Annotated in this window: 23 protein-coding genes; 16 read left to right on the top strand and 7 right to left on the bottom strand. The window is 59.8% G+C overall.

The features are described from left to right. The 8 genes from GRI47_RS11755 (at nt 1) to GRI47_RS11720 (ending at nt 8,678) form a co-directional block, all read left to right on the top strand. A complete protein-coding gene (locus tag GRI47_RS11755) occupies nt 1-1,116 on the top strand; it encodes a glycosyltransferase family 4 protein (RefSeq protein WP_237452814.1) in 1,116 nt (371 codons plus the stop codon). Beyond that, nucleotides 1,113-2,135 (top strand): EpsG family protein, encoded by a 1,023-nt coding sequence (locus tag GRI47_RS11750; RefSeq protein ID WP_160661571.1) that lies wholly within the window; start codon nt 1,113-1,115, stop codon nt 2,133-2,135. The genes GRI47_RS11755 and GRI47_RS11750 overlap by 4 nt, the downstream gene beginning before the upstream one ends. A gap of 30 nt (nt 2,136-2,165) precedes the next feature. Next, the gene (locus GRI47_RS11745; protein ID WP_160661570.1) at nt 2,166-2,966 is read left to right on the top strand and encodes a 2OG-Fe(II) oxygenase; all 801 of its coding nucleotides are present in this window, start codon (nt 2,166-2,168) and stop codon (nt 2,964-2,966) included. Between the two features lie 10 nt (nt 2,967-2,976). After that, complete coding sequence (locus GRI47_RS11740; RefSeq protein ID WP_160661569.1) at nt 2,977-3,936, top strand: glycosyltransferase family 2 protein; 960 nt, start codon at nt 2,977-2,979, stop codon at nt 3,934-3,936. After that, complete coding sequence (locus GRI47_RS11735) at nt 3,933-4,997, top strand: acyltransferase family protein (RefSeq protein ID WP_160661568.1); 1,065 nt, start codon at nt 3,933-3,935, stop codon at nt 4,995-4,997. Before GRI47_RS11740 ends, GRI47_RS11735 begins: the two co-directional genes overlap by 4 nt. A gap of 24 nt (nt 4,998-5,021) precedes the next feature. Next, nucleotides 5,022-6,125: a glycosyltransferase family 4 protein gene (locus tag GRI47_RS11730; protein WP_160661567.1), complete on the top strand. Its 1,104-nt coding sequence runs from the start codon at nt 5,022-5,024 to the stop codon at nt 6,123-6,125. Next, nucleotides 6,122-7,267: a glycosyltransferase family 4 protein gene (locus tag GRI47_RS11725; protein WP_160661566.1), complete on the top strand. Its 1,146-nt coding sequence runs from the start codon at nt 6,122-6,124 to the stop codon at nt 7,265-7,267. Before GRI47_RS11730 ends, GRI47_RS11725 begins: the two co-directional genes overlap by 4 nt. 91 nt (nt 7,268-7,358) lie before the next feature. Further along, nucleotides 7,359-8,678 carry an alkaline phosphatase family protein gene (locus GRI47_RS11720; protein ID WP_160661565.1) on the top strand — a complete coding sequence of 440 codons (1,320 nt, stop codon included), beginning with the start codon at nt 7,359-7,361 and terminating at the stop codon, nt 8,676-8,678. A gap of 50 nt (nt 8,679-8,728) precedes the next feature. On the opposite strand, the gene asnB is transcribed toward GRI47_RS11720, so the two are convergent. Then, nucleotides 8,729-10,675, bottom strand: a complete 1,947-nt coding sequence (asnB, locus tag GRI47_RS11715) for an asparagine synthase (glutamine-hydrolyzing) (RefSeq protein WP_160661564.1) — start codon at nt 10,673-10,675, stop codon at nt 8,729-8,731. Nucleotides 10,676-10,731: 56 nt separating this feature from the next. Here asnB and GRI47_RS11710 point away from each other — a divergent pair, with 56 nt between their 5' ends. From GRI47_RS11710 to GRI47_RS11700, 3 genes are all read left to right on the top strand, one after another. Continuing rightward, entirely contained in the window at nt 10,732-12,162 is a 1,431-nt protein-coding gene (locus GRI47_RS11710; RefSeq protein WP_160661563.1) for a right-handed parallel beta-helix repeat-containing protein, read from the top strand. 65 nt (nt 12,163-12,227) lie between these two features. Continuing rightward, a complete protein-coding gene (locus GRI47_RS11705; protein WP_337190691.1) occupies nt 12,228-13,286 on the top strand; it encodes an SDR family oxidoreductase in 1,059 nt (352 codons plus the stop codon). Further along, nucleotides 13,283-14,575 (top strand): nucleotide sugar dehydrogenase, encoded by a 1,293-nt coding sequence (locus GRI47_RS11700; RefSeq protein ID WP_160661562.1) that lies wholly within the window; start codon nt 13,283-13,285, stop codon nt 14,573-14,575. The genes GRI47_RS11705 and GRI47_RS11700 overlap by 4 nt, the downstream gene beginning before the upstream one ends. Before the next feature lie 109 nt (nt 14,576-14,684). On the opposite strand, the gene GRI47_RS11695 is transcribed toward GRI47_RS11700, so the two are convergent. The 5 genes from GRI47_RS11695 to GRI47_RS11675 form a co-directional block, all read right to left on the bottom strand. Beyond that, nucleotides 14,685-15,035 (bottom strand): hypothetical protein, encoded by a 351-nt coding sequence (locus GRI47_RS11695; protein WP_160661561.1) that lies wholly within the window; start codon nt 15,033-15,035, stop codon nt 14,685-14,687. Between the two features lie 17 nt (nt 15,036-15,052). Then, on the bottom strand, nt 15,053-16,318 hold the full coding sequence (locus GRI47_RS11690; protein WP_160661560.1) for a hypothetical protein: 1,266 nt from the start codon (nt 16,316-16,318) through the stop codon (nt 15,053-15,055). Then, entirely contained in the window at nt 16,318-18,540 is a 2,223-nt protein-coding gene (locus tag GRI47_RS11685) for a GumC family protein (protein ID WP_160661559.1), read from the bottom strand. The genes GRI47_RS11690 and GRI47_RS11685 overlap by 1 nt, the downstream gene beginning before the upstream one ends. Nucleotides 18,541-18,554: 14 nt before the next feature. Beyond that, a complete protein-coding gene (locus tag GRI47_RS11680; RefSeq protein ID WP_160661558.1) occupies nt 18,555-19,268 on the bottom strand; it encodes a polysaccharide biosynthesis/export family protein in 714 nt (237 codons plus the stop codon). Nucleotides 19,269-19,335: 67 nt separating this feature from the next. Continuing rightward, the gene (locus GRI47_RS11675) at nt 19,336-20,724 is read right to left on the bottom strand and encodes an O-antigen ligase family protein (protein ID WP_160661557.1); all 1,389 of its coding nucleotides are present in this window, start codon (nt 20,722-20,724) and stop codon (nt 19,336-19,338) included. 177 nt (nt 20,725-20,901) lie between these two features. Here GRI47_RS11675 and GRI47_RS11670 point away from each other — a divergent pair, with 177 nt between their 5' ends. From GRI47_RS11670 to GRI47_RS11660, 3 genes are read left to right on the top strand one after another with little or no spacing between them, the layout of a single operon-like run. Next, nucleotides 20,902-22,071: an acyl-CoA dehydrogenase family protein gene (locus GRI47_RS11670; RefSeq protein WP_160661556.1), complete on the top strand. Its 1,170-nt coding sequence runs from the start codon at nt 20,902-20,904 to the stop codon at nt 22,069-22,071. 44 nt (nt 22,072-22,115) lie between these two features. Next, entirely contained in the window at nt 22,116-22,583 is a 468-nt protein-coding gene (locus GRI47_RS11665; RefSeq protein ID WP_160661555.1) for a PH domain-containing protein, read from the top strand. After that, nucleotides 22,580-24,139: a PH domain-containing protein gene (locus GRI47_RS11660; protein ID WP_160661554.1), complete on the top strand. Its 1,560-nt coding sequence runs from the start codon at nt 22,580-22,582 to the stop codon at nt 24,137-24,139. The genes GRI47_RS11665 and GRI47_RS11660 overlap by 4 nt, the downstream gene beginning before the upstream one ends. Before the next feature lie 15 nt (nt 24,140-24,154). On the opposite strand, the gene GRI47_RS11655 is transcribed toward GRI47_RS11660, so the two are convergent. Then, entirely contained in the window at nt 24,155-24,484 is a 330-nt protein-coding gene (locus tag GRI47_RS11655) for a GNAT family N-acetyltransferase (RefSeq protein WP_160661553.1), read from the bottom strand. A gap of 69 nt (nt 24,485-24,553) precedes the next feature. Between GRI47_RS11655 and GRI47_RS11650 the strand changes: the two genes are divergently transcribed. Then, nucleotides 24,554-25,549 carry a threonine aldolase family protein gene (locus GRI47_RS11650; protein ID WP_160661858.1) on the top strand — a complete coding sequence of 332 codons (996 nt, stop codon included), beginning with the start codon at nt 24,554-24,556 and terminating at the stop codon, nt 25,547-25,549. Beyond that, complete coding sequence (locus GRI47_RS11645; protein ID WP_160661552.1) at nt 25,546-26,490, top strand: DMT family transporter; 945 nt, start codon at nt 25,546-25,548, stop codon at nt 26,488-26,490. The genes GRI47_RS11650 and GRI47_RS11645 overlap by 4 nt, the downstream gene beginning before the upstream one ends.

Raw genomic sequence — 26,490 nt, 5'->3', positions numbered from 1 at the left:
ATGCGCATTTTGATACCTGTTTTGGGATTTGCTCGCGCTGGCGGCTATCGAGTGCTGTCCGAATTGGCGAACGCATGGCTACGAGCCGGCCACGAAGTCTCGTTCGTTGCCCCCGCCACGAGCGGGCAGCCATATTTTCCCACGCAAGCCTCGATCCATTGGGTCGATGAAGATGGCCGAAATGTTGATAGCCCACACGGTAAGGGCGAGACAGGCTTAGGCAATCTACGGGCACTCTTCGCCGGCATTCGTCGGCTCCACCACGATTTCGATGTGGTCCTTGCCAATCACAGCCTTACTACGTGGCCCACAGTGCTTGCTCGGGTGCCTCGTGGAAAACGGTTCTACTACATTCAGGCGTACGAGCCGGAATACTACGTGTTGGAACGCCGTCCGCTGTTATGGCTGCTTTCGCGCCTGTCCTACGCACTGCCGCTAACCCAGATAGCCAACGCTTCGATTTATCGACACGCGTTGGTACGGCCTTTCGCCATCGTACCCTTCGGCATCGATCTGAGCCTGTTCCGCCCTAAGCTTTCGTCGCAAAGGCAGCCGTCCGAGCCGCTGATAATAGGGACCATTGGACGCAGTGAGCCGCAAAAAGGCGCACTTTACGTCCTGAAGGCGTTCGAGGAACTCTATGCGAGCGATCCGCGTCACCGCTTGCGGATCGCTTACGGCAACCTTCCGGCTGGCTGGTCGCACCCTGCGGCCGAAATTGTCGTACCGTCAAACGATGCCGAGCTTGCGGAATTCTATCGGTCCATCGACGTACTGGTTGCAGCCGGTACGGTGCAGCACGGTGCGCCTCACTATCCTGCCCTTGAAGCGCTAGCCAGCGGGGCAGCGTTGGTCACTACCGGCTTCGAACCAGCAACCAGCGAAAACGCCTGGATTGTCCCCAATCGCGATGCAACTGCGATTGCCGAGGCAATCAGGGAAATCTCTACGCGGCCGGACGCGGCCTCGCGGCGCTCGAATTCGGGATACGAAGCCGTACAAGCCTTCGGCTGGGATGTGGTTTCCGCCAAGATGCTTGATGTATTTGCCAAGGATCGCGAAAATGCTGGGCTTGATCCTCGATCCGAAAAAACGCAGAAAGAAAACAGGTCGTGACATCAGCATCAGCTCAAATGGTTGATGTCCAAAAATCACCACACCTGGGTTCGCGCGAACTGTCTGCGTTGATCCTCGTCGTAGCGTGGGGGTTCCTGTCCTATGCCGCTGCAACACGTTTGTTTGGGCTTGGTCGCGACTACATCGAATACCTGTCCTTTTATCAAGCCGTCCCAGTCTACCTTTCGACCAGCACGCAAAGATTTGAGCTGGGTTTCAGCTTCGCTGCATGGCTGTTCCGATATGTAATAAATGTCGACTATCCGTGGTTTGCGTTTGCAATCATAGCCACATCGCTTGGGATAAAATTCTTCCTATTTTGGAAATATTTGCGGTACCCCCTGATTGGGGCAGTCTACTATCTGGTGACCTTCTATCCGATCCATGAATACACCCAAGTGCGAACGGCCCTGGGATTGGCTCTAGGGTACCTAGCACTTCATCTTGCATACGAGCGGCGGTTTGTAAGGGCGGTGATTGCGATCGCAATCGGTGCAACCTTTCACGCCAGCGTGGTAATTCTATTGCCCATGTATCTTGCTGCCACTTACGGTCGAAAAAGTTTCCCAGCTCTGTCTGTTGTGTCAATTCTGATATTGGCGGTCGGTTTGTCTGATTCCTTGCGCAGTAGTGCAATCAGCTTTTTCTCCGACATAAATCCGCTTTTGGCTGCTTACGCACAGAACCGCGAATTTAATGAGATCAGCATCTTTTCCTTAAATAATATCGGACTTCTACTAGCAATATTTCTAGGGTTTTTTGCTGGTTGGCAGAAAGAAAGCCGTTATCATTCTCTGTTTTTTGTAATCTCCATAGGTGCGATTTTAGTTGTTATTGGCCTATCCGGCGTTCCGATGGTCGCTCAGAGGGTCAAGGAGGTTCTGTATGTATCCACAATTTTTGTCGCGCACCGCTCAGTTTTCTCCTATAGGAATATACCAGCAGTAATGATGCTTTGGCTTACTGGGGGATTGCTTTTTTATTTGAATTTGCATTCAGATGTTTTGGGCGGATATTAGTTTCCGAGTAAACAATTTTAGGAGTTGGCCATGCCCAATGCTGCCGAATTTAGCGGAATGATCCGCCAGTCCGCATTCGAGGAGTCTGAGCGCAAAGGCGTTGAATTCAAAAGCGGGCATCCGTTCCCGCATCTCGTGATCGACAATTTCCTCACGCAGGATTTTGCGGGCAGACTTCACGACGAAGCGCGTCAGACGGTTGCGGACAAGGATGCAAGCAATGGCATTACCCAGTCTCTGAAAGTGGCCTGCACTGATTGGAGCGAGTTCGGGCCCCTAACGCATAGACTCATTTCCTATCTTAATTCGCGATCTTTCCTCGATTGGTTGGAGCCGGTCGTCGGGATTGAGGGGTTGTTCGGTGACCCAGGTCTGGAGGGTGGTGGTATCCATATGACCAGGCGTGGCGGGTTTTTGAAGATGCACACCGATTTCAACTGGCACGATGATCTGGAAGCGGACCGCCGTATTAATATCTTGCTTTATCTCAATAAAGACTGGATTCCTGAATATGGTGGAGAGTTGCTGCTTGCTGATCTCGAGCAGAAAGACGTTCGTTCGATCGAGCCGATCATCAACCGCCTGGTGATCTTCAATACGAACGATCTTACGCTGCATGGTCATCCAGACCCTCTGAGCTTCCCTGACGATTACCCGCGCACCAGCATCGCGTTGTATTATTATTCGCACGGTAAACCCGACGGCGAGCGTATTCGCGGGAAGTCGACTACGACGCGCTACCTTCCTCGCGACAGCAAGGATATCAGTCTGAGAAGCGGTTCGATGAGGGCTCGCCTGGGTTATCTTGCGCGCCGCTTTTTCCGGCTATAGAGGCCAGCTGATGGAGATTGAGGAAACGAGCGGAGCCGAGCCGGGACCGGACTTGAACCTTGATTCCAAAGCCGTAGATATAATCGTGGTCAATTGGAATGCGGGTGAGCAGCTGGCCGCTTGTCTGGATTCAATCGCGCGTCATGCTGATCAATTGGTCAGATCCGTCATCCTGGTCGACAATGGATCAACGGATGGGTCAGCCGATATCGCGATCGAAGGGCTCCCCCTCAAGACGATCAAAAACGGCGACAACCTTGGTTTCGGCCGCGCATGCAACATTGGTGCTGCGCACGCGCGTGCCCCGTATATGCTGTTTCTCAATCCCGATGCCGCCCTGCTTCCGGACAGTCTCAAGCACACTGTCTCGTTTCTCCAACATCCTGAAAATCGCCAGGTCGGTGTACTCGGAATTCGCCTTGTCGATGAAAACGGGGATGTCCAGCGGCACACGACGAACCGGGCAAGTCCACGCACGATGTTCACACACGAACAACGGGCGGTGCAGTTCGATCATCTCGATAGCCGATCCGTCGACCATGTTATCGGCGCATTTTATCTGATCCGATCCGAGATATTTAGAAAACTGGGTGGATTTGACGAGCGCTTCTTCGTTTATCTTGAAGATGTCGACCTATCAGCGAGAGTGCAAGATGCCGGATGGGGCATCCATTACCTCGCGGATGCCACGGCCTATCATAAGGGAGGCGGCACGTCTGATCAGGTTAAGGCGAAGCGGCTTTTCTATTCGATGCGGAGCCGCATACTCTACAGTTTCAAACATTTCACCCCCATCCAGGCCATGGCGGTTATGGCCACAACCTTGCTGGCTGAGCCGGTCCTGCGGCTCGGAAGGGCGATGAAGCGGCGGTCCCGAGCGGAGATGGGGGAAACTTTGCGCGCCTTCATCTATCTTTACCGCGATTTACCCGAAATAGCGCGGGCTGCTGTACGCGGGAATAAAAAGTGACGTTTGAAAATCCGGGCCGGGCCCCCGCCGGATCTGCGCAACGCGCAGGGCGGGTATTGAACATATTGCAGGCGGGAAGAGCTCTGGCAGCGTTAGCTGTTGTAATCCATCACGCCAATATCTCCGCGACTAATCTCATCGGCGGCGCTCCTCGATTTTCCGAGTTTCTCGGTTATGGGGCGCTGGGCGTTGATTTCTTTTTCGTTCTATCCGGCTTTATTATTTATTACAGCAGCGCCGATTCTCGTCCCGATCGAGAGTGGGTGATCGGATTTCTTCTGAGGCGCGGCATCCGCATTTATATTCCCTACTGGCCGCTGGGTATCGCAGTAGCGTTGTTTTATCTTTCAGTTCCAGGCATCGGAAGTCCCGGCCATCAGTTTGGTTGGTTCTCGACACTGACGCTGCTCCCCACCGATAAATTGCCAGCGCTGCTGCCGGCCTGGACGCTTCAGCATGAAGTCTTCTTCTACCTCGTCTTCGCTATGTTGATTTGGATGCGTTCGCTTTGGATCGGTCTCGCTGTATGGACGCTCGCTATGGCGCTTTTGTGGTATCCGAATGGACCCGAGAGCAATGTCATGCTGGCATCGATGAACATCGAATTCGTCGCGGGCATTATGGCTGCCTTTCTAGTGATGAGGGACAAAGTCCCGACTTTGTTGTTCTCGGGGTTGGCGATTGGTTTCTTAGTCTTCTATTTCGTTGGCGGGCCAAGTACGAATTCCCTGGTTTTCGGGATGGGTGTGGCGTTTCTCGTAGCGGTTGCTGCCTCATTTGAGCTTCGGGGGCGCATTCACATTCCAAGCTTTGTCCTTTTGCTGGGCAACGCTTCTTACGCGATATACCTGATCCACAATCCCTTACTCGCCGTTACAACGCGCCTTGTGCGGGCGATGGACCTGACATGGGGCATGGCGATGGCTGTCGGGATCGCGGCTTCAACGGCTGCCGGCATCGCCTATTATTTCGGTTATGAGCGACCTTCTCTCCGTTTCGCGCATCGAAAACTGATAGCGCCGCGCATGGCTATAGAGCGCGCTTCACCATCGAAGAGCTAGGCGAGGGGCGCACTGCAACGCATTATGAAAAATGGCGTCATGTCTTCAATGCCGGCGAAGCGCGTTCTCGCGCTGGCTAAATATGGTCCGCGCGCGGCGAGCACCCGTCAGCGGCTTCTTCAGTACGCGCCGTTTCTAGCCCGACACTACCTGGATATCGAACTTCAGCCCCTGCTAGACGACGATTACCTGCAAGGCTTGATGCGCGGGGAGCGGGCGTCCCAAGCTCTGGTGATGAAGGCCTATGGTCGCCGCCTTGCCGGCATTGTGTCGATGGGTCGGTATGATCTTGTCTGGGTCCAGTACGAGCTTTTCCCTTACCTGCCATTGATCGACGGTCTTGCCGCGCGTCTGGCAAAAGTTCCGATCGTCTACGATATCGACGATGCGATCTTTCACATGTACGATACCCATCGCTCTCCGGTTGTGAGGCAACTCTTGGGCCGCAAATTGCTGCCGCTGGTCCGACAAGCGGCGATCTGTGTGTGCGGCAACGAGTATCTGGCGGATTACGTCACATCGGCTGGTGGCAACGCACTGGTTGTGCCTACAGTGGTCGATACTGACATTTTCAAGCCTTCGATCGAGGGAAGCGACAACCGCCCGCTGACGGTTGGATGGATCGGTTCACCTTCCACCTGGCGCTATGTCGAACCTCTGCTGCCAACACTGTTGCCTGCTTTGTCTCGTTTACATGCGCGCTTCCGTGTCGTTGGCGCGGGCCCAGCTGCGAAGGGAATTGCGGGAATCGACGCTGTAGAGTGGTCCGAGTCGAATGAAGTAGCCGATCTGCAGGCGATGGATATCGGCTTGATGCCGGTGCCGGACGAGCCATGGGCCCGGGGGAAGTGCGGTTACAAACTGATCCAGTACATGGCGTGCGGTGTGCCAGGGATCGCCTCGCCGGTCGGAGTGAATCGGGACATCATCGATCACGGTGTCGATGGCTTGTTTGCGCGGACCGAGGCAGAATGGACGCACGCTCTTGATCAGCTCGCGCACGATTCTGCCCTCAGGCAGCGGATGGGCGAAAAGGGGCGCGCAAAAGTGATGAACCATTATTCGCTTCAATCGCAGCAGCCCATCGTGCTCGATGCATTTCGAGCTGCAATCGAGGCGGGATCATGAGCGGGCATCGGGAGGTCCGATCGGCTGCGATCATCACCAGTATCGCGTTTTCTATAGCCAATTTCCGCGGCCCGCTGATCCGGCGCATGATCGGGCAGGGGATCAAGGTGTATGCGCTGGCACCCGACTACGATGTGCAGACACGCGCGGCGGTGCGCGAACTCGGCGCCGAACCTGTCGATATTTCGCTGGAGCGCACGGGATTGCGGCCTGCCCGTGACTTGGTGGACATGGTAAAGCTTGCCGTCACGCTGCGCCGCATTGGCCCGGACCTCGTCTTCGGGTATTTCATCAAGCCAGTGATCTATGGGACGCTGGCAGCCTGGTTGGCGGGGATCGGGCGCCGCTATGCCCTCGTGGCGGGCCTCGGGTATGTTTTCACTCCCGATGGCGCGCGCGACACGCTAAAACGCCGGGCCCTTCGAGCTGTTGCGTCGCTCCTTTACCGCCTAGCGTTTCGTCTGTGCAACCGGGTCTTCCTGCAAAATGGCGACGATTTAGAAGTGCTGTGCAGCCGCGGCCTGTTGTCCCGTAAGAAGGCCGTGCTTATCAGCGGCTCCGGAGTCGATCTCGCACGGTTTCAGCCAAGCGAACCGGTGTCCTCGCCGATCACTTTCGTCTTGGTCGCTCGGCTTTTGCGCGAAAAGGGTATCGTCGAATATGCCGAGGCAGCACGTGCCATCAAGGCAAGTGGAAGCGATGCGCGCTTCCTTCTCTTGGGTGATACCGACAGCAATCCCGGCGGTTTGGAACGCTCTGTGGTGAAGCGGTGGGTTGCGGACGGGATAGTCGAGTGGCCCGGCCAGGTTCCGGACGTCCGGGTCTGGCTTGCGCAGAGCAGCGTCTTCGTCTTGCCATCCTATCGCGAAGGCAAGCCGCGCAGCACCCAGGAAGCGATGGCAATGGCGCTTCCAGTGGTCACCACCGATGCGCCTGGCTGCCGGGACACGGTGGAAGAAGGAGTAAACGGCTTCAAAGTACCCGTGCGCGACGCACGAGCGCTGGAGGCGGCGATGCGCCGCTTCATCGACGATCCCAGCCTGATCTTGCAAATGGGCCAAGCGAGCCGAGCTGCAGCCAAACGTTTGTTCGATGTCCACCGCATCAACGATGCGATGATGGCGGCCATGGAACTACCCTGATCGCCATTCGGCGCAAAGATGGTCAACCTCGCTTCCGCTGACCGTGACGAGGTGATAGGAAGCGCCACGTGTCGTCCGCGAATAACCCCAGGTGAACCAGGTGCAAAAGCTTCTTTTTCTTGAACTCAATGAAATCAATTTCGAGTTCTTGCAGAAATATATCGGCAAGGGGAATTTGCCTAATTTTCGGGAGTTCCTCGCGCGGCACGGCTTCGAGGAAACGCATTCCGAGCAGACCTACGAGGAGCTGGAACCCTGGATTCAGTGGGTCACGGCGCATACCGGCCTTACCTATGCCGAACACGGCGTGTTCAGGCTCGGCGATATTGTGGATACCGATATTCCGCAGATTTGGGAACAGCTTGAGGAAGCGGGGCTCAAGGTTGGCGCGGTCAGTCCGATGAACGCTAAATATCGCTTGCGCGACCCCGCTTTCTTCATTCCAGATCCCTGGACTGACACGAGCGTTCGCGCCGGGAGCCTCGATACGCGTTTCTTCCAGGCCATTCGGCAGGCGGTGAATGAGAATGCAACGGGCGGATTGGACAAAAAGTCGGTTCTGAACTTCGCCTTGGGCGGGCTGCGCAACGCGTCGCCCGCGAACTATCCTGCCTATCTGAAGCTGGTAGGCGCGGCTCGCGGCAAGCCCTGGTCGAAGGCTCTGTTTCTGGATCAGGTCCTTACCGACATGTTCGTCCGTCTGGTGCGCGAAAAAACCCCCGATTTCGCCACGCTTTTCCTAAATGCCGGCGCGCATATCCAGCACCATTACATGTTCAACGCGGCCGTTTACGATGGTCCGCACCGCAATCCCGCTTGGTATATCCACCCCGACAGCGATCCGTTGCTGGACGTTTACCGGCTTTACGATCAAATTCTCGGCCAGGTGAAGCGGGCGTTTCCTCAGGCGCGGATCATGCTCGCGACCGGTCTCCATCAAACTCCCTACGAGAAGACCGCTTTTTACTGGCGCTTGACCGATCATGCCGCGTCGCTGCGCGGCCTCGGCGTTCCCTTCCAATCAGTGGAGCCGCGCATGTCGCGCGACTTCCTTATTGCCTGTAGTTCGATGGAAGAGGCGGCCGAGGCGGAGCGCAAATTGCTGGTCGCCAAAACGGAAGACGGCACACCGATCTTCACCGTGGACAATCGTGGCGAAGACCTGTTCGCGATGCTGAGCTATCCAAACGACATTCCCGCAGGCATGGCTGTGGTCGCCGGTAACGAACGCATCGAAGATTTTCGCAGCCATGTCGCATTTGTGGCCATTAAGAACGGCGAGCATCACGGTGTGGGCTATTTCAGCGACAGCGCCGAGATCGGGGGCGGCTTGAAAGGGAGTTTTCCCCTAACCGAAATCCCGAATCGCATCCGTTCGGCGCTCGAGGTGGAGCAACGGCAGGTCGCCTGACGATGTCGCTGCTCCACAAGGGCAGGGGAGGAGGCTAGTCATACCACCTGCTATCCGATTTGCGTGACGGGCGGGAAATCTTGCTCTTGCAGCCAGGCCTGGAACATAAGCACGCACCAGATCTGAGGCACGAGCGCCTTGTCCCCACGCAGGAAACGCGACCAAGTGTCCGCGACCAAAGCCGGGTCCAGTATGCCTTGTTCTGCCAAAGCGGAAGGATCGATAAGCGCTTCCGACCAGTCGCGAAGCGGGCCTTCGAGCCAATCCCCGATCGGGATCGCGAAGCCTGCCTTGGGCCTGTCGATCAGAGAGGCGGGGACGTAACGATAAAGCACGTTGCGCAAGATATGTTTGCCACGACCGTTCCAGATTTTTGCCGACAGGGGAACGCGCCAGGCGAATTCCATGACTCGATGGTCGAGAAATGGAATTCTTCCCTCTAGGCTGACGGCCATGCCGGCCCTGTCCACCTTGGTCAGAATATCGTCAGGCAGGTAGGTCTTCGCATCCATGAAAAGCATGGTGTTTCGAAAATCGTCGAATGCGGGTGCGGAAATGCTCCTATCGCGATCGCTATCGCCGACGCCGATCACGGGATTTGCACCTGGTCGCCACTGCGACACCAGTTGCGCGTAGAATTCTGTCGGTTCGCGAGCGCGCAGGACCGCTCCAATTTTGGGCAACCGTTCGGAAAGACCGGCGACACGGCGGCTCAACCCAGTGGCGTTCGCGAGCCTGTAGGCGTTCTTGCTGGTCAGCGCTGCCCCGACGCCTCGACGCACGAAGTCGGGCAAGCGAGCGCTTCCCTCCCAGATGCGCGCGCCTAGGACGTGGCGATTGTATCCCGCGAAGAGCTCGTCACCGCCATCTCCTGTCAGAGCGACCGTAACTTCCGGGCGAGCCAGCGCGTTCACGAGATAGGTGGGTATTTGGGACGAATCGGCAAACGGTTCGTCCCAGATGGCGGGGAGCTTGGGAATGGTTGCCCGCACATCGGCCAGATCGACCTGCAATTCCAGATGATCGGTCCCCAAGTGTTCAGCAACAGCGCGCGCGTAGCCGGATTCGTCGTAAGCGCGCTGTCCGAAGCCGATGGAGAACGTGCGCACCGGGCGTGTCGATTGAGCCTGCATCAAGGCCGTTACAGCCGACGAATCAACCCCGCCGGACAGGAACGCGCCGAGCGGCACGTCCGCCTCCATCCGCAGACCGACGGCGTCCCTCAACAAAGCATCCAGGTCGTCCACCAGATCGGGGGTATCGGGAAGCGGATCGTTCGCCCCATCGCGCGCGATGGCTGCCAGATCCCAGTAACACTCAGGGTCCGGTCGCTCGTAGCCACCGGCCGTCACTTCCAGCAAGTGAGCGGGCGGTAGCTTGCGAATGCCGTGCCAAATACACATCGGCGCAGGAACGTATCCAAACCGCATCATGGCCGCTGCGGCTGCGCGATCCACCACCCGTTCGAACCCGGGATGAGCCGTGAGCGCCTTCAGCTCTGAAACGAAAAGAAACGTGCCGTTCTGCCAACCATAGAAAAGCGGCTTTTCTCCTGCCCGGTCCCGCGCCAGCGTCAATTTGCCTTGCTTGCGATCCCAGAGGGCAAACGCGAACATGCCATTCGCCTGATCCAGCGCCTTGCGGATCCCCCACGCAGCGACACAGGCAAGGAGAACCTCCGTGTCCGAATGACCGCGCCATTCGGGAGCATTGCCCCCTTCTTCCAGTCTCCTGCGAAGTTCGGCGTGATTGTAGATCTCGCCGTTATAGACGAGGACGTAGCGCCCGTTCGCGGAAAGCATCGGTTGATGCCCTGCTGGGGAGAGATCTATGATCGCCAAGCGACGATGACCCAGCGCGACGCCTTGATCCGGGTCGAACCAGTGGCCGTCGTCATCGGGCCCGCGATGGGCGATCGCGTCAGTCATCGCCCGCAGCGTAGTTCGAGGATCGATATCCGGCGTCTTGGCGGTCAAAAAGCCCGCGATTCCACACATTTCTTTTTCTCCAATCGGGCGCCCCCCATAAATGTGCCCGCTAGGTGCTGCAATGCATGAGGGACATCATGTCACGAACCACAGTCTCCAATTCCCTTTCCCGTCTTGTCTGCGATCGGCGCCGCGCGCTGATCGGACTCCTCTCAGGACTTGTCGTGGTCCCCTCATCCGCATCGTGCAAATCGCGAGCGGGCGAGATTGTCCTGCCTGATCTTCGGCGGCGAAGTGATACGGACGATAGCGCCGCGTTTGCGCGAGCGCTCGAATTGGGAGCGCCTGTCTATTGTCCTGCTGGCCGAGGTTCAGGTTCGGATGGCGCCTACGTTCTCAGCTCCGTTCCCCTCATTTCGGATACGACGATCCGGGGCGACGGTTCGTCCTCGATCTTGCGACTCGCGCCGGAAGCTCGAAGCGTTTTCATCGGTCTGAGCTCTCCGGATACACCACTCGAGAATGTCGCACTGTCCGATTTCAGGATTGAAGGTAGAGTCACGGAAACGGGCTTCAAAGAACACTGGAACCTGATTTCTTTGGCAGGGATCAGCATCCTTCGGATCGAGCGCGTCGAATTTATAGGTTTTGCAGGAGACGGCCTGTATCTTGGCGCCGAGCATCAAGGAGTGGCCCGCGAACCCCGGATGATTCGCGACATCCTGGTTCGGGACTGCCTATTCGATGGTGTAAACAACGACAATCGTAACGGGATTTCGGTGACGGGTGGCGAAGCCATCACCATCGATGGTTGTCGCTTTCGGAGATGCAGTCGCCCCGACATGCCTGGACCGATCGATTTCGAGCCCGATGCCTTTCCGTTCTACAAGCTCGCGCGCTTGCGCGTGACGAATTGCGACTTCGAAGCGTGTGGAGGAAATGTCGGCCAAGTCTCGATCGTAATTCCGCCAGTCGTTCCTCCACCGCGCGACGTTTTGATTTCCGGCAACAGGTTTCGAGGATATCGCGGGACGGGCGGCGACGTAGCGGTGACGATCAATCGCCAACCGGATTCCGCGACTCCCGCGATGCGATGTGTGATCGAAGACAATGTTGGGATCGACGGCCATGGAGGGGTCCAGATATTTTCCGGCAAGGACATCACCGTCCGGAATAACCGCTGGGCCGATTATGCGGGACGAAGCCTGTTCGGCTACAACGAGTCGACGGCAGGCGTTTTGGACGTGACCGTAATGGGAGATCAATTCGTTCGTTGCGGCTGGCGCGACGGTATCGCTGTAGCGGTGTACAAGGGCGACGGAATAGCTCTCGAAGGATTGCTCTTCCGAGAGACTGGGAACGGCACGCCGGGGGCAGCCCCCCTCTACCTGGGACCAGGCCGGATCAGGCGGTTGTCGCTGATCGGGAACGATTGGCGCGGCAATCCAGCTTCGGCCGGTCTGGTCATCGTGGAGCGAGGCGCCGACTATCTGCCCGGGACCACGCGGGTCGCCGGAAACCTTGTTGCCGAAGGACGTTCTCTTCCCGCCTTTTAGCGTATGTGACTGGTAGTTTCCGATAACTGCGACTAGGTGGGCTCGGCCTCAGATAGGGAACGAACGTGGGTAATCGACCAGAATGGGTTGCGAGCGATCCGGCGCTTAACGAGAAGATCAAGGCGACGCGCGGCCTTTGGTTGGTGACGGGCGCGGCCGGCTTTATCGGTTCCAATATCGTCGAAACCTTGCTGCAGCTTGGTCAGAATGTGCGTGCAATCGATAATTTCGCGACGGGTCATGCGAAAAATCTCGCCGAAGTGCGACGGATGGTTGGCGAAGATAGCTGGTCCCGTTTCGAATTCATCGAAGGCGATATTCGCGATCCGGACACGTGCCGTGCCGCGTGCCGTGAGGTGTCCTACGTCTTGCACCAGGCTGCCCTGGGTTCGGTCCCGCGCTCACTAGACGATCCGCTGACCACCAACGAGGTCAACGTTTCAGGTTTCCTGAATATGATCGACGCGGCACGGCGCGAAGGTAGCGGCGTTCGCTTCGTTTATGCAGCCTCCAGCTCGACATATGGAGATGAACCCAATCTTCCCAAGATCGAAGATCGCATCGGTCGCCCCCTGTCGCCATATGCGGCCACCAAAGCCTTCAACGAGGTCTACGCCGATGTCTTCCGTCGAAGCTACGATCAAAAGGCGATCGGCTTGCGCTATTTCAATGTGTTCGGGCCGCGACAAGATCCGAACGGCGCGTATGCGGCGGTTATCCCCTTGTGGGTGAAGGCGATGATTGAAGGCGCAGGCGTGCGTATCAACGGCGATGGCGAGACTAGTCGCGACTTCTGTTTCGTGACGAATGCGGTCCAGGCGAATATCCGCGCCGCTCTGGCGCCCGACGAGGCGTGGGGCGAAGTCTACAACGTCGCCGTGGGACAGCGGACGTCGCTGATTGACCTGCATGGTGCTATCGCGCAAACGCTGTCCGAGCTGGGCGTCTCGGCCAGCGACACGGTTGTACACGGGCCTGCGCGCCCGGGCGATGTGCGCCACAGCTTGGCCCACATCGGCAAGGCGGGCCGACTGCTGGGATATCGCCCTACCCACGATCTTCGAACCGGGCTGCGCGATGCGATGCCTTGGTACATTGATCTTGTATCGAAAGAAGCGGAATGAAAAACGAGAGTGAACGTATCGCAGTAATCGGTCTGGGTTATGTCGGGCTTCCGGTGGCGGTTGCTCTGGCGGAAAAATACCGTGATGTCTTAGGATACGACGTCTCGGAGCGACGGGTGGAATCCCTGCGCGCGAAGCATGACTGGACCGGCGAAATCGAGAACGAGCGGCTCGCATCCAGTAGTCTACAGGTGACTGCGGATCCCACCGAACTTGCGGGATGCACTTTTTTCATCGTCACCGTCCCCACCCCGATCGACGATGCCAACGAGCCCGACCTTACCCCTGTGGAACAGGCGTGCCGATCCATCGCGCCCTACCTTTCCGCAGGCGCTACTGTCGTATTCGAATCCACGGTCTATCCCGGTGTTACGGACTCGGTCTGCGCTCCGTTGCTTGAAGAGCATTCCGGCCTTGTCAGGGGGCGCGACTTCTTTCTCGGCTATTCGCCAGAACGCATCAATCCCGGCGACAAGGAACATCGGCTCGACAACATTCCCAAGATCATCGCGGCGGAAGACGAGGCAACGCTCTCTCGCTTGCGAGCCGTTTACGGGGCGATCGTCAATGCGGGGCTACATGAAGCCCCCTCGATAAAAGTTGCGGAGGCGGCGAAAGTCATCGAGAATACCCAGCGGGATTTGAACATCGCGCTGATGAATGAACTGGCTCTGGTTCTGGATCGGATGGACATCCGTACCCGGGACGTGCTCGAGGCGGCGGGGACCAAGTGGAACTTTCTTCGCTTTTCTCCCGGCTTGGTGGGAGGGCACTGCATTGGCGTCGACCCTTATTACCTCACTCACGCCAGCGAAAAGGTGGGTTACAATCCCGAAGTGATCCTGGCAGGACGGAGGGTCAATAACAGCATGGGTGCGTTTATCGCGCATAAGACATTGTCGATGATCGAAGATGGCAAGAACGCCCTCTCGCGCCCTCAACCTCGCGTCGGGATTCTCGGATTGACGTTCAAGGAGAATGTCCCAGACCTGCGCAATTCACGGGTTCCCGACGTGATCGAGTTTTTAAAGAAGGCCGGGGCCGAAGTGCTGGTTCACGATCCGCGTGCTAATCCGGATGAAGCGCAACACGAATATGGCGTCGAATTGCAGAGCGCCGCTTCGCTCGAGGACCTCGACGCTTTAGTGTTCGCAGTTGCCCATGATGAGTTCGGTGAATGGATCGAAGATCTTTCCCAACGATTGCGGCCCGATGGAGTGGTCATAGACGTGCGATCGTTCGTCCAGCGCGATCGTTTGCCTTCCGATATCCGATACTGGTCTCTCTAACGCGCAATCGCGGCTGGTTGATACAAGGTAGGAAAAAATTGCCCGGATGAGCCAGCAGGCGCTGGCCGAATAATCGCACGAACCAGCGAAACAGGCTCGGTCCCCGGCTTTACGAGCGTGGGCGCGTCCTGACGCTTTCGCGGGCTCTCTTATCTGCGCGCTCGAAGGGCGAAGTGGCGTTCGCCATCGGATCGTAATCGCGGTCCACGCGGTTGCGCAATCTGTTGCGCAACCGGTTCTCGATCCGATTGTCGATCCGTCCGAGCGGTTCGACGTTGGGCGCCGCGTCCCCGCGCTCCTGCCGTTGGCCGATCTCGCCGGCGCCGGCATCAGCGGTGCGCGCCGACGCCAGCAGACCTTCGTCTTGGCTCTGCGGTTCCGCCAGCCTGGAACCCGGATCGATTGGCAGCGACTGCGCCATGGCCGGTCCGCCAAATGCAACCGACGCGCCGAACAGCATGGTGAAAGCCTTTATAATCATCCGGGCACCAGTTGAGCATTTAAAATTTGGCCGCTGACACCCATGAGATCGTCAGTTGAACGGGCTACCAGCGAAAGAGTCTGCACTTCGCACCCTGACGGAACGGTGAAACGGCCGACGAACCGGCCGCCGTCCTGATTGGAGTTCGGTAGCATCACTCGACCGAGTTGGCGTCCATCCTGGCACACAAGAGTCCAATAAGGGCGAGAGCGTTCTGGCTGTTCGACGCCTCTGCTTCGGCCTTCAATGCGATAAGTCCCGGCGGGAAGCAATTGCAACTGGCTGACCAGCGTGCCGCCGGTGCTGGGCGGCGCCGAGAAATCGAGCAGCCCCCCGTCACCTTCGCGAAGAATCGCTGCCGAAAGGCGGGTATCCGTCCCGACCTGCCAATCGAAGACCGCGCGTACCGTGGCCTCGAGCGCGAATTTCGGATCACGCGATCGATCGCGGCGGACACCGGAACGGAATGTACGATAGTAGGTCCACGCTTCATCCCGCTCATTCCGAGCCATCAGAACGTTGACGAGATTTGCGCGCAGATCGTTGGATGGCGTCAATCCTATCTGGCGCCCTTCGCGGAACAGGGCGATGGTCCCCGAAGGCTCGCTCCCGCTATCGGCAGCGTAAGCGATAAAGCCATTCTTCCAGACCGGATCGGTGGCCAAGATGGCCAGCAGGGCCGATCTGATACGCGGCTCGCTCAATGCCTTTGTAAGAGTAGGGTAGAAGATATCCCCAGCATCTTTGGATGTCCGAAGGGCAATGTCGTAATTGCGTATCGCCCCGACGATATCCCCCCGCCCGACCGCTTCTTCAATGGCCCAGACGCGCGGTCGCAATTCGCGCCGGGACAGTGCAGTGGAATAGGAGAAAATACGGTCGGTTTCTTCCGTATCGCCGCGCAATTGCGCCTGAAAGCCGAGTACTGTCAGGGCATCGGCCGCTGTCGGTTCGGCGAGCAAAGCGCGGCGCGAAAGATTGGCCGCCAGAGAGTTCGATTCGCTTTTCAGGCCGCGCGTGAAGGTATCCTGCGCGTACTCCGCGAGAATTATCCCGTTTCCGGGAGCCATCGCATGGGCGCTTGCGGGATCGCCCTTCGCGACCACATGCGCTAGGCTGCTGGTGACGCCCATATATCCCAGCACGGCGAACCCAACCGCCAGTGCGCTCCGCTGGAACCATTCGCGATGCGAGCGGCGCGGCGAGGCAGTGGGTCCGCGACCGGAGCCCTTCCTCATGTCTTTGTGAGTGCGCAGGGCCATCAAGCGCTTTTTGTTTCCGCGTCGCGTCCGTAACCATACCCGTATTCATAACCATAGCCGTAATGGGCCTTGCGGGCTTCGAACTTGGTAAGGACAGCACCGAATATGCGCGTGTGGGCCGCCTGAAGACGACCGAGCGCCGTCTTGACCTGCGTCGAGCGGATGCTGTGCGATTCCACGGCGTAGATCACGCCCTCGACATGACCGGCGATGAGCGGCGCGTCTGCCAAGCCCATAACGGGCGGGGAATCGACAACGACATGGTCATAGTCTTCGTGAAGGCGATCGATGAGCAATCGCATACGGTCGCCAGTGAGCAGTTCTGCGGCGTTTGGCGGGATCGGCCCGGCACTCATCGCATCGAGACTGAGGTCCTTCATATGGAAAATCGACGATTTGTAGTCTTCGGCGCCGGCAAGAAAATTGCTGACGCCATGATCGTGATCGACATTTCCAAGATGGTGAACCGAAGGCGAGCGCATATCCCCATCGATGAGGATCACGCGCTTGCCCGATCGCGCCAGCATCGTCGCAAGGGCCAGCGAGGTGGTCGATTTCCCCTCGGCCGGCCGCGTCGAGGTGACGGAGAAGGAGCGCGGTATCCCGTGTTCGGTGGTGAAAGCGAGATTGGTCTGGACCGCGATATAGGCGTCCACCAATTCCGACTTGCGGTCCAACAGCGCTTCGCGCGGCGTTTCGTGCTCTTCGGTCTTCGGAACGGTTCCGAGCAAAGGCAGTCCAAGCCGCCTTGGGACCTCGGACGGATCGGCTATCGCTTCGTCGAGTTGTTCGAGTCCGAAGGCGAGCGCGGCGCCGAGGCCGACCCCGGCTAGAATGGATACGAACAGGTTGATCAACAGTCTTGGGCTGGAAGGCTTTTCCGGAACGTTGGCGGTATCGACGATTGCGATATTGTTGACGCCGACTCCGGCGGCCACGCCGAGTTCTTGAAAGCGTTGCAAAAGGCCGTCGTAAAGCGCGCGGTTGGTATCCACCTCTTGCTGATAAATATTATACTGGATCGACCGCCGGCGGACATCGAGAAATTCTTCCGTGAGCGCGGTAACACGCTGACGGAGCGCTTGTTCGCGCGCCTCCGCCTGACGATATTCCGCCCGCACTGAACTCGACACGCGTGACTCTTCGCGGGCAATGGCCTGATCGAGAGCATCGATCTGCGATTGGATGGCGCGGGCTTGGGGGTAGCCGGGTTCAAAACGAACCATCAGCTCCTGGTACTGGGCGTTCAGTTCCGCCCGGCGTTGCCGGAGATTGTTGATAGCGTTGTTGCCAAGCGCTTCGACCGAACTGCCGCCCCCGCCGGCACGGCGGAAGCGGGATTCCGCTGCGATCCGGTCTGCTGTGGCCTCATTCAATGCATTGTTAAGAGAGGCAAGATTGTCGACAACGATAGAACGCTCTTGCGTTGTCGTTCCGTCACCGCCGGTTTCCGACGGCAGATTTACGATCTGCTGGTCGGAAGCATAAGCGACCAGACGGCGTTGGGATTCGTCCAATCGCTCCTTGTATTCCGTCAGCTGCTCCTGAAGTGCATCGCGGCCGTAGGAGGTCGCCTGAACCTTCCGTTCAAGATTGGTTGTGATAAAATTTTCCGCCCAAGCATTGGCGACACGCGCGGAAAAAACCGCATCGGGACTTGTCATGCTGATGTCGACCAGGCGCGACAGGCGGGTGGGATCGATGCTGACATTTTCCAAAAGGATATCGGCTGCTTCGCGCTGACGTTCCGCCCGGCCCTGCGCGAGATATCGTCCGTTGGAAATCTCGAAAGCCGGATTGTCCGCTCCATCGAAACCAAACATGTCGAAGAACTCTGGATCGTCCACTAGTCCCAGTTCGTTCGCCACGCGCTCAGCGAGGGAGCGGGCGCGGAGCAGACCGTATTGAGTCTGGTAGAATTCCTGGTCGGCAACGCTGGCTTCGCGTTCCACGCCCTCGATATTCGTGACCCGATCGGCTTCGCGGGAAATCTCGACCGTCGATGTCGCGGTGAATTGCGGCGTCATCAACAAGGTGACGATGAGACCTAGCAGAACGCATACGGCAATAGCGCCCAAGATCACCCATCGCCAGCGACGCGCGATCCGCAGATACTGTTCGAGTAACGACGGTCCGTCAGCGTCCGCCGGCCGCGGGTTTCTAGCACCATGCGCGTCACTTACGGGCCCGAGGCGATCGGAAGGGGAAGAAAATGTGCTCATAAATCCAATCGGAACTATCTCTGCAGCAGGGCAATTACTGGCGAAGCGAGCAGAGGGGCCAAGCCTACAAAATCACGGAACAAACGGCGCTGTGGACTGTCGCCGACGACCACCAGATCGTTCGCATACAACGAGGGGTCATCATACAGGCCGCGGCGGATCGCACTTATATTGTAGAGGCCGGCGACGCGTTGGCCGTTGACCGTGCGCAGAATGACGACATCGTCTGCGTCGGCGAATTCAGTGAGCCCGCGCGCAGAGGCGATCGCGCGTAACAAGGTCATCTGATTCGTCACAGGATAGAGGCCGGGTTCCACCACCTGCCCATCGACCGTGACCACCTGACTGACGGAACTTACGATATTCACCGTGACGTCGGGGTTGCGCACATAGCGTCCCGCCAACTGCCTTTCGATGTCCAAGGCCAATTCCGCCGCCGTCTTGCCGCCGGCATCGATTGTGCCGATCAGCGGCATAGCGATACGCCCGCCTGCATCGACCTGCATCTCTCGACTGAGTTCGCCCACGCCGAACACGTTGACCAGGATCGTATCCAGAGGTCCGACTAGAGCGATGCGGTCTTCGGCTACCAGATCGTCACGATTGGGGACCGGCAGCGCGGCCTGCCCCGTGATTACGGTCAAACCTGGCGTTGACTGGATAGATGGCTGGCCACCGCACGCTGCCAGCATACACGCCGCTGCGGCCAAACCAATGAAGTTACGCATAGGAGATTATATCCACTCGAAAGATACATCGCGAGCGCTATAGAATGAGCGCGCATGAACGTAAAGTTTAGGGGGGGGGCGGGTTGCGGGTCTTAGAGGCTTGGTGAGATGACTGAGAGCCTACGTGCAGCCAAATCGCTGCAATCATGATCACGGCCATGATCATCGGCGTGCGTCCGGGATAATCCGGCACGCTGGCCAGCATGGTAAGGATCAAGGCGACAGTGCCGACACCTGCCAAACCGCGGCTGCCTTCGCCTCGGCGCCACGCCTTGAACGCTGTGACAGCGATCCACACGAACACCGCAGTCAGAAGTGCAACCCCCGCGATTCCACCGTCGAGAATGACCTCCAACCAATCATTATGCGCTCGATTGAAATATTGCGGTTGTAGCAGGGAGTCGGGCTCGCCGATGCGGTAGACCGGATCAAACGTGCCGAAGCCCGAGCCTACGGGAAAATAGCGAGTAAGTGCCTCTATGATGTAAGGGAAAGCTTGTGATCGCAAATCCTCGGCAGCGTTGAGCTCGAAGGCGCGATCGATGGAAACGGCGCGCCCCAAAGAAAAAGACAGGATTACGGCGCCGACCATTGCCAGAAAGACGAACGCAAGAACGGTTAAGGCCATCCAGCGCGGCAAAGCTCGCAATTCCTGCAACAACACAGAACGCGTCAGAAACAAGCCGGTCGCGATCGCGAGGATGGATAGCAGGAAGCCTGCCCGCGAGCCTGTCGCAAGCGCTATCAATAGGAAAAGTGGAAGCACCCCGATAGCGACAATCGGTTTCCATTTCTTGTCATGATCGCCGCGTAAACCCCAGACAAGAGCCAGCAAGCATCCGATCGCTACAAACAGTGCGAAATGGTTCCGGTTTGCGAAATTTCCGGATACCGCAGCGTCCTGATAATTGATCAGCGGGTTGTCGAAATTCGCGCCCGAAAACTGGAGCAGGCCCAGTAGGCAGCCAGCGAAGATAAGCGCCAACAGGAGTGCCGCGATTCGCCAATGTTGCTCGCGCGTCAATTGTGCACACAGTATGAGTACCAGAGTAGGCACGACCAGCGATCCCAGTGCATTGACAGTCGCGCTCGGCGAAATCGACAGGGGCCGCCAAGGTTGTGGCTGATCGCTAACTTCGGCGGCGCCTTTCAGCAGCTCGCGACCGGGTAGGGCGGTCCAGACCTCTGGTGGCAGCGGCACGAGCTGCAAGAAGACCAGCAGGGCCGCCAACCCAAGAAAAATTGCGACCGGCTTGACCCGACGCCATTCGAAGCGCGCCGAGAAAAGAACGAAAACGATCAGGAACGCCCAGGCGAAAAACCGCACCACAGCCTGTCCGGCCACATCGGCGCGCGATGCGCCGCCCGCGATCCAAAGGATCACCAGGAATACGCAGAGCAGCCAGAAGGACAGGCGCGCGCTTAAATCGGCAGGGGATGCGGGGCTGCGGGGCATGCGCGCCGTCTAACGAATAAATGTTTAGAGGCAAAGCCATGTCGTCGCATAGTTTATCACCGGTACGATTGGTTCGGTCGCCTTCAACTGACCACAGCGATCTGACTTCGGCGCCGATCGCAAGCCCTCTCGACTTCGCCGCCTGCGGGCATCATGCAAGGCGCAAGGGAGAGATAGATGGATTTCCGACTGACCGAGCAGCAGCGCGAGCTTCAGGATGCCGCGCGCGCTTTTGCGCGGAAGGAATTGCCTGATCTGGCGCGCGAAATGGATGAGAAGGATTTCTCCGTCCCCGCCGAAATGGTGCGGCGCTATGGCGAGATGGGGTTTCTCGGCGTGAATCTCCCCGAGCAATATGGCGGGCTGGGCCTCGGCCATCTTGAGGCGCTGCTGGTGCTGGAACAGTTCGCGCATGTCTCCAACGCGGTCGCGTTCCCTGTATTCGAGGCGCTGGTGGGGCCGGTGCGCACGATCGAGCGATTCGGATCAGAGGATCTGAAGCAACGCATCATTCCCGAAGTCGTCAGCGGCGAGGCGACCGTCGCCGTGTCCATGTCCGAACCCGATGCGGGCACCGCGCTGACCGACCTTGCGACCCGCGCCCGCGAAGACGGCGACCATTATTTGCTCGACGGGAGCAAGCGCTGGACCAGTGGGGCGGGCCACGCGCGCTATTACGTGGTCTATTGCCGCCTGTCCGATGCGCCCGGCGCCAAGGGGATCGGCGCGCTGCTGGTCGACAAGGAGATGCCGGGTGTCAGCTTCGGCAAGCGCGAGGAATTGATGGGCTTTCGCGGGATCGAAACGCGCGACATCGCTTTCGACGGCGTGCGCGTGCCCAGGGACAACCTGATCGTCGGCGCGGGCGGATTCGGGAAATTGATGAGCGCCTTCGGCCTCGAGCGCTGTGGGAATGCGACGCAATCGCTGGGTCTTGCCGCGGGCGCGCTGGAGCAAGCGACCGCCTACGTTCAGGAGCGCACGGCGTTCGGCAAGCCGATCGTCGATTTTCAGGCGGTACAGCTGCGGCTCGCCGACATGGCGATGCGGGTCGAGGCGGCGCGGCTCCTGATCTATCGCGCCGCGGCCAACGCCGCGCACGAGGAAAGCGGGCTGCCCAGCGTCTACGAAAGCAGCATCGCCAAATGCTTCGCGAACGAGATCGTGCGACAGGTGACCGCCGACGCAATGCAGGTGATGGGCGGATACGGCTATCACAAGGAATACGGGATGGAGCAGCGCGTGCGGGACGGTTTCGCCTGGGGCATAGCGGGCGGCACCACCGACGTTCAGAAGACCAATATCGCCGCCGCGATGGTGGGACGCCGCTTCGACCAGAGGCGCTGAAACGCATATTGCCCCGGCCGGGTGTATTAAATAGATAGAACGCCATGGACGCCGCTTCAGATCTGACTCCGCTCGACCCTGCCTATCGCACCGTGCTGCGGATCGTCGCGAGCATCTGGGCGGCGGTGTTCCTGATCGCGGCGAGCGTGGCGGAATTCGCGATCCCAGGCTGGCACGGCGTGGTTCTGATTCCGGTCCTGATCGTCAGCATATTGCTCATCCTGCGCGTGCCGCAGCGGCGCTGGTCGGCGCGGGGCTATAGCATGGCGGAAGAGCGGCTGAGAGTGGTGCGCGGGCTCCTCTTCCATTCAGACACGGTCGTTCCCTTCGGGCGCGTGCAGCATATCGACGTCGATCAGGGCCCGCTCGAACGCGCCTATGACATCGCAACGCTGACGGTCCACACGGCGGGCAGCCACAACGCCTCGGTCACGCTGCCGGGGCTGAAGCACCAAGACGCGCTCGCCCTGCGCGACACGATCCGTGCGGCGATCCGGCGCGACACGCAATGACGGCGGAGGCGACCAGGGAAGCGGGCGTGGAGGCAGGCGGGGCCAGCGCGCCGCCGACATCCGAGGACGCGCGGCGGACCGATGGATTGAGCTTCGCGGTGCGCGGCGTGACCATGCTCGGCCAGCTGGTCCTACCCCTCGGCTTCCTCGCCTTCTCGATCGCGAAGGACGACAGGGCGGGCGCGCTCGCCTATTTCGCGCCGATCGTCACCGCCATCATCGCGTTCAATTTCGCCATCGCCTATGCCAGCTGGCGACGCTTCACCTACACGGTGGGCGAAGCGGACATCCGGGTCGAGAGCGGCCTTTTGTCGCGCAGCGCGCGCGCCGTGCCCTACGAGCGGATCCAGGATGTCAGCCTGGAACAGAAATTCCTCCCCCGCCTGCTCGGCCTGACCGAGGTCAGGTTCGAGACCGGGGCGGGCGGCAAGGACGAGATCACTCTGCGCTATCTTTCGGAAAGCGAGGGAGAGCGCCTGCGCGAACTGGTGCGCAGCCAGAAGCTGGGCGAAACCGTGGGCGCCCTAACCCCGCGCGATACGCCGCACGAAACGCCGAGCGAACCGCCTGTCCTGTTCGCGATGGGGCCGAAGCGCGTGCTGACCTTCGGCCTGTTCGAGTTTTCACTGGCCGTCGTCGCGGTGGTTGCGGGCGCTGCGCAGCAATTCGATTTCCTGCTCGATTTCGACATCTGGGAATGGCGCGAATGGCAGCGCCTATTGGCTGGTCCCGGAGGCTGGCTGCTGGCTTTGGGCGTGGTCGGGCAGGTCATCGCAGGGGCGCTTGCGATCGCGTCCCTGCTGCTGCTGAGGCTTGTCACCGGCCTGGTGCGCACGGCCCTGCGCGAATGGGATTTCCGGCTGGAGCGGACCGACAAGGGGCTGCGGCGGCGGCGCGGATTGCTGACGCGCACCGATGTCGTCATGCCGATCCACCGGGTTCAGGCGCTGCGGATCGGAACCGGGATCGTGCGGCGGCTGTTCGGCTGGCACCGCTTGAGAGTGGTCAGCTTGGCGCAGGATACCGGCGGCGCGAATCACGATGCCGCCCCGTTCGCGCAGATGGGGGAAATCGCGCCGATCGTGCGCGAGACCGGTTTTCACCTGCCAGGCCGTGACGCGGAGTGGCAGCGCGGTTCGAAGCAGTATCGCATCGACAGGGTGATTATCGCGGCCCTGCTCCTGATCCCGCTGGCGGTGGGATGCGCCGTGTTCGTGAACCCGCCGCTGTGGATCGGCCCGCTATTGGGACTCGCCTGGATCGCACTAGTCGAAGCGTTCCACTTTTCGCACGATCGCCACGCGCTCGATCCCGATCAGCTCTATTCGCGGCAAGGCTGGCTTTCGCCGAAGCTGGCGATCGCGTCGCGGGTGAAGCTGCAATCGGTCGAGATCGCGCGCGGCCCGATTGCGCGGAGGCGCGGTTATGCGACGCTGCATCTGGGGCTGGCAGGCGGCCAGATGGCCATTCCCGGCCTACCCATAACTCGCGCCGAAACATTGCGGGAGGCGGTGCTCGCATCGATCGGGAAAAGGGATTTCAGCGACTTGCTGTGATCCGAGGTGCGATCCTCAAAGCGAGGCTTTCAGATCGCTCCATTCGGGATGGTCGCGAAAGGCCTGGGCGACATAGCTGCAGGCGGGCACGATCCTGAAGCCGTCCTTCTGCGCATCCGCGATCAGCGCCTTGACCAGCTCCTTCGCGATACCGCGCCCCCGCAATTGCGTCGGCGTGAAGGTGTGGTCGGCGACGCGCACATCCTCCCCCTGCGCTTCGCCGTCGCGATACCAGGTCAGCTCGGCTTCCGCTTCGCTGTCGGCGGCGCGGGCGACGTAGCGACCACGCAGCGTCTCGCCCTCGCCCAGATTTTCGCGGCTGATGGTGACGGCTTGATCGGCCATGGGGAAGTCTCCTTGAAGGGTGGCAGTCTCTCGCTTGCGCTCAACGCGCGTGGCTCTACAGGCGTTCCGATGCTGTTCCTGTCCGACAACGCCGCCTCCGTTCACCCCAAAGTGTGGGAGGCGATGCGCGCCGCCGATGGCCCCGATTCGCCCTATGACGGGGACGGGCATTCGCAGGCGCTGGACGCGAAATTCTCGGCTGCGTTCGGGCGTGACTGCACGGCCCTGTGGGTCGCCACGGGGACCGCCGCGAACTGCCTCGCGCTCGCCACCCTGTGCCAGCCGCATGGCGGCGTGGTCTGCCACGAGGAAGCGCATATCGAGGCGGACGAGGGCGGGGCGCCCGGCTTCTTCCTGCATGGGGCCAAGTTGCTGCTGGTGCCGGGCGAAAGCGCGAAGCTGACCCCCGAAGCCGTGCGCGCCGCGATCGATCCGATCCGCGACGATGTCCATCAGGTCCAGCCGCACGCGCTCTCGATTACGCAGGCGAGCGAATACGGCGTTTCGTATCGCCCTGACGAGGTGGCGGCGCTCTCTGCCCTCGCGAAGGAGCGCGGGCTGGGTTTCCATATGGACGGCGCCCGCTTTGCCAATGCGACCGCGTTTCTCGGCTGTTCGCCGGGCGAGGCGGCGGGGCCGGTCGATGCGCTGAGCTTCGGCTGCGTCAAGAACGGGGGGATGAGCGCGGAAGCGATCCTGTTCTTCGACGAATCGCTCGCCGATGTCGCGAAATACCGCCGCAAGCGCGCCGGGCACCTCCAGTCGAAGGGCCGCTTCCTCGCCGCCCAGCTCCACGCCATGCTAGACGGCGACCTCTGGCTCGAAAACGCGCGCGCCGCCAATGCGGCGGCTGCCGAGATCGCGACCAGCTGCGGTGAGCGGCTGATGCACCCCGTCGAGGCGAACGAGCTGTTCGTTCGCTTGTCGCCCGATGAGCGCGAGAGCCTGCGCGCGCGCGGTTTCGAGTTCTACGATTGGGGCGCGGATGCCGCGCGCTTCGTTACCGCCTGGAATACGCGCGAAGAGGATGCCCGCGCGCTGGCAGAGGCGATCGCCGCTTTATGAGCGCAGGCTCGGACGACAAAACGCTTTTCAGCCCACGCAATCTCGGCGCCTTCCTGCTCGTCAGCGTGATCTGGGGCGGGACCTGGCTGGTCATCAAGGACCAGCTCGGCACCGTGCCCGCGCAATGGTCGATCACCTATCGCTTCGTCGTCGCCAGCCTGGGAATGTTCGCGCTGGCGAAGCTGCGCGGCGAATCGCTGGCGCTGGCGAAGGGGGGGCAGCGCTGGGCGATGCTGCTGGGCATCACGCAGTTCACGCTCAATTTCACCTTCGTCTATAATGCGGAACACTTCATCACCTCCGGCCTCGTTGCGGTGATGTTCGCGCTGCTGGTGGTGCCGAACGCCTTGCTGGGGCGGTTCTTCCTCGGCCAGCGGATCACGCCCGCCTTCGTGCTGGGGTCGAGCATCGCGGCCGTCGGTGTCGCCTTGTTGTTCGCGCAGGAATACCGCGCCTCGCCCGCGACGCTGGGCGAGGTGCTGCTGGGCGCTGGGCTGGCGGTGGGCGGCATCCTGTCCGCCAGCGCCGCCAATATCGCGCAGGCGATGGAAGGGGCCAAGCGCCAGCCGCTCCTGACATTGCTCGCCTGGTCGATGCTGTGGGGCGTGGCGATCAACGCCGCGCTGGCGCTCGTCACGGTCGGCCCGCCCAGCTTCGATGCGCGCCCGTCCTACGTGCTCGGTATCGTCTATCTCGGCCTGCTCGGCTCGGTCGTCACCTTCCCCTTGTATTACGGGCTGGTGCGCAAGGTGGGAGCGGGGCAGGCGGCCTATACCAGCGTGATCGTGCCGGTCGTCGCGATGGTGCTGTCGACCCTGTTCGAAGGGTATCGCTGGGGCCTGTTGCCCGCTGCCGGGGCCTTGCTGGTGCTGGGCGGCATGGTGGTCGCGCTGAAAGGGCGTTCGGCGGTTCCGCCCAGGCGCGCGACGCCGGAACCTTAA

The organism is Qipengyuania pelagi (genome assembly GCF_009827295.1).
GTDB lineage: Bacteria > Pseudomonadota > Alphaproteobacteria > Sphingomonadales > Sphingomonadaceae > Qipengyuania > Qipengyuania pelagi.
The sequence above is the reverse complement of the archived record's forward strand: the minus strand, read 5'-3'. Positions and strand labels throughout refer to the sequence as shown.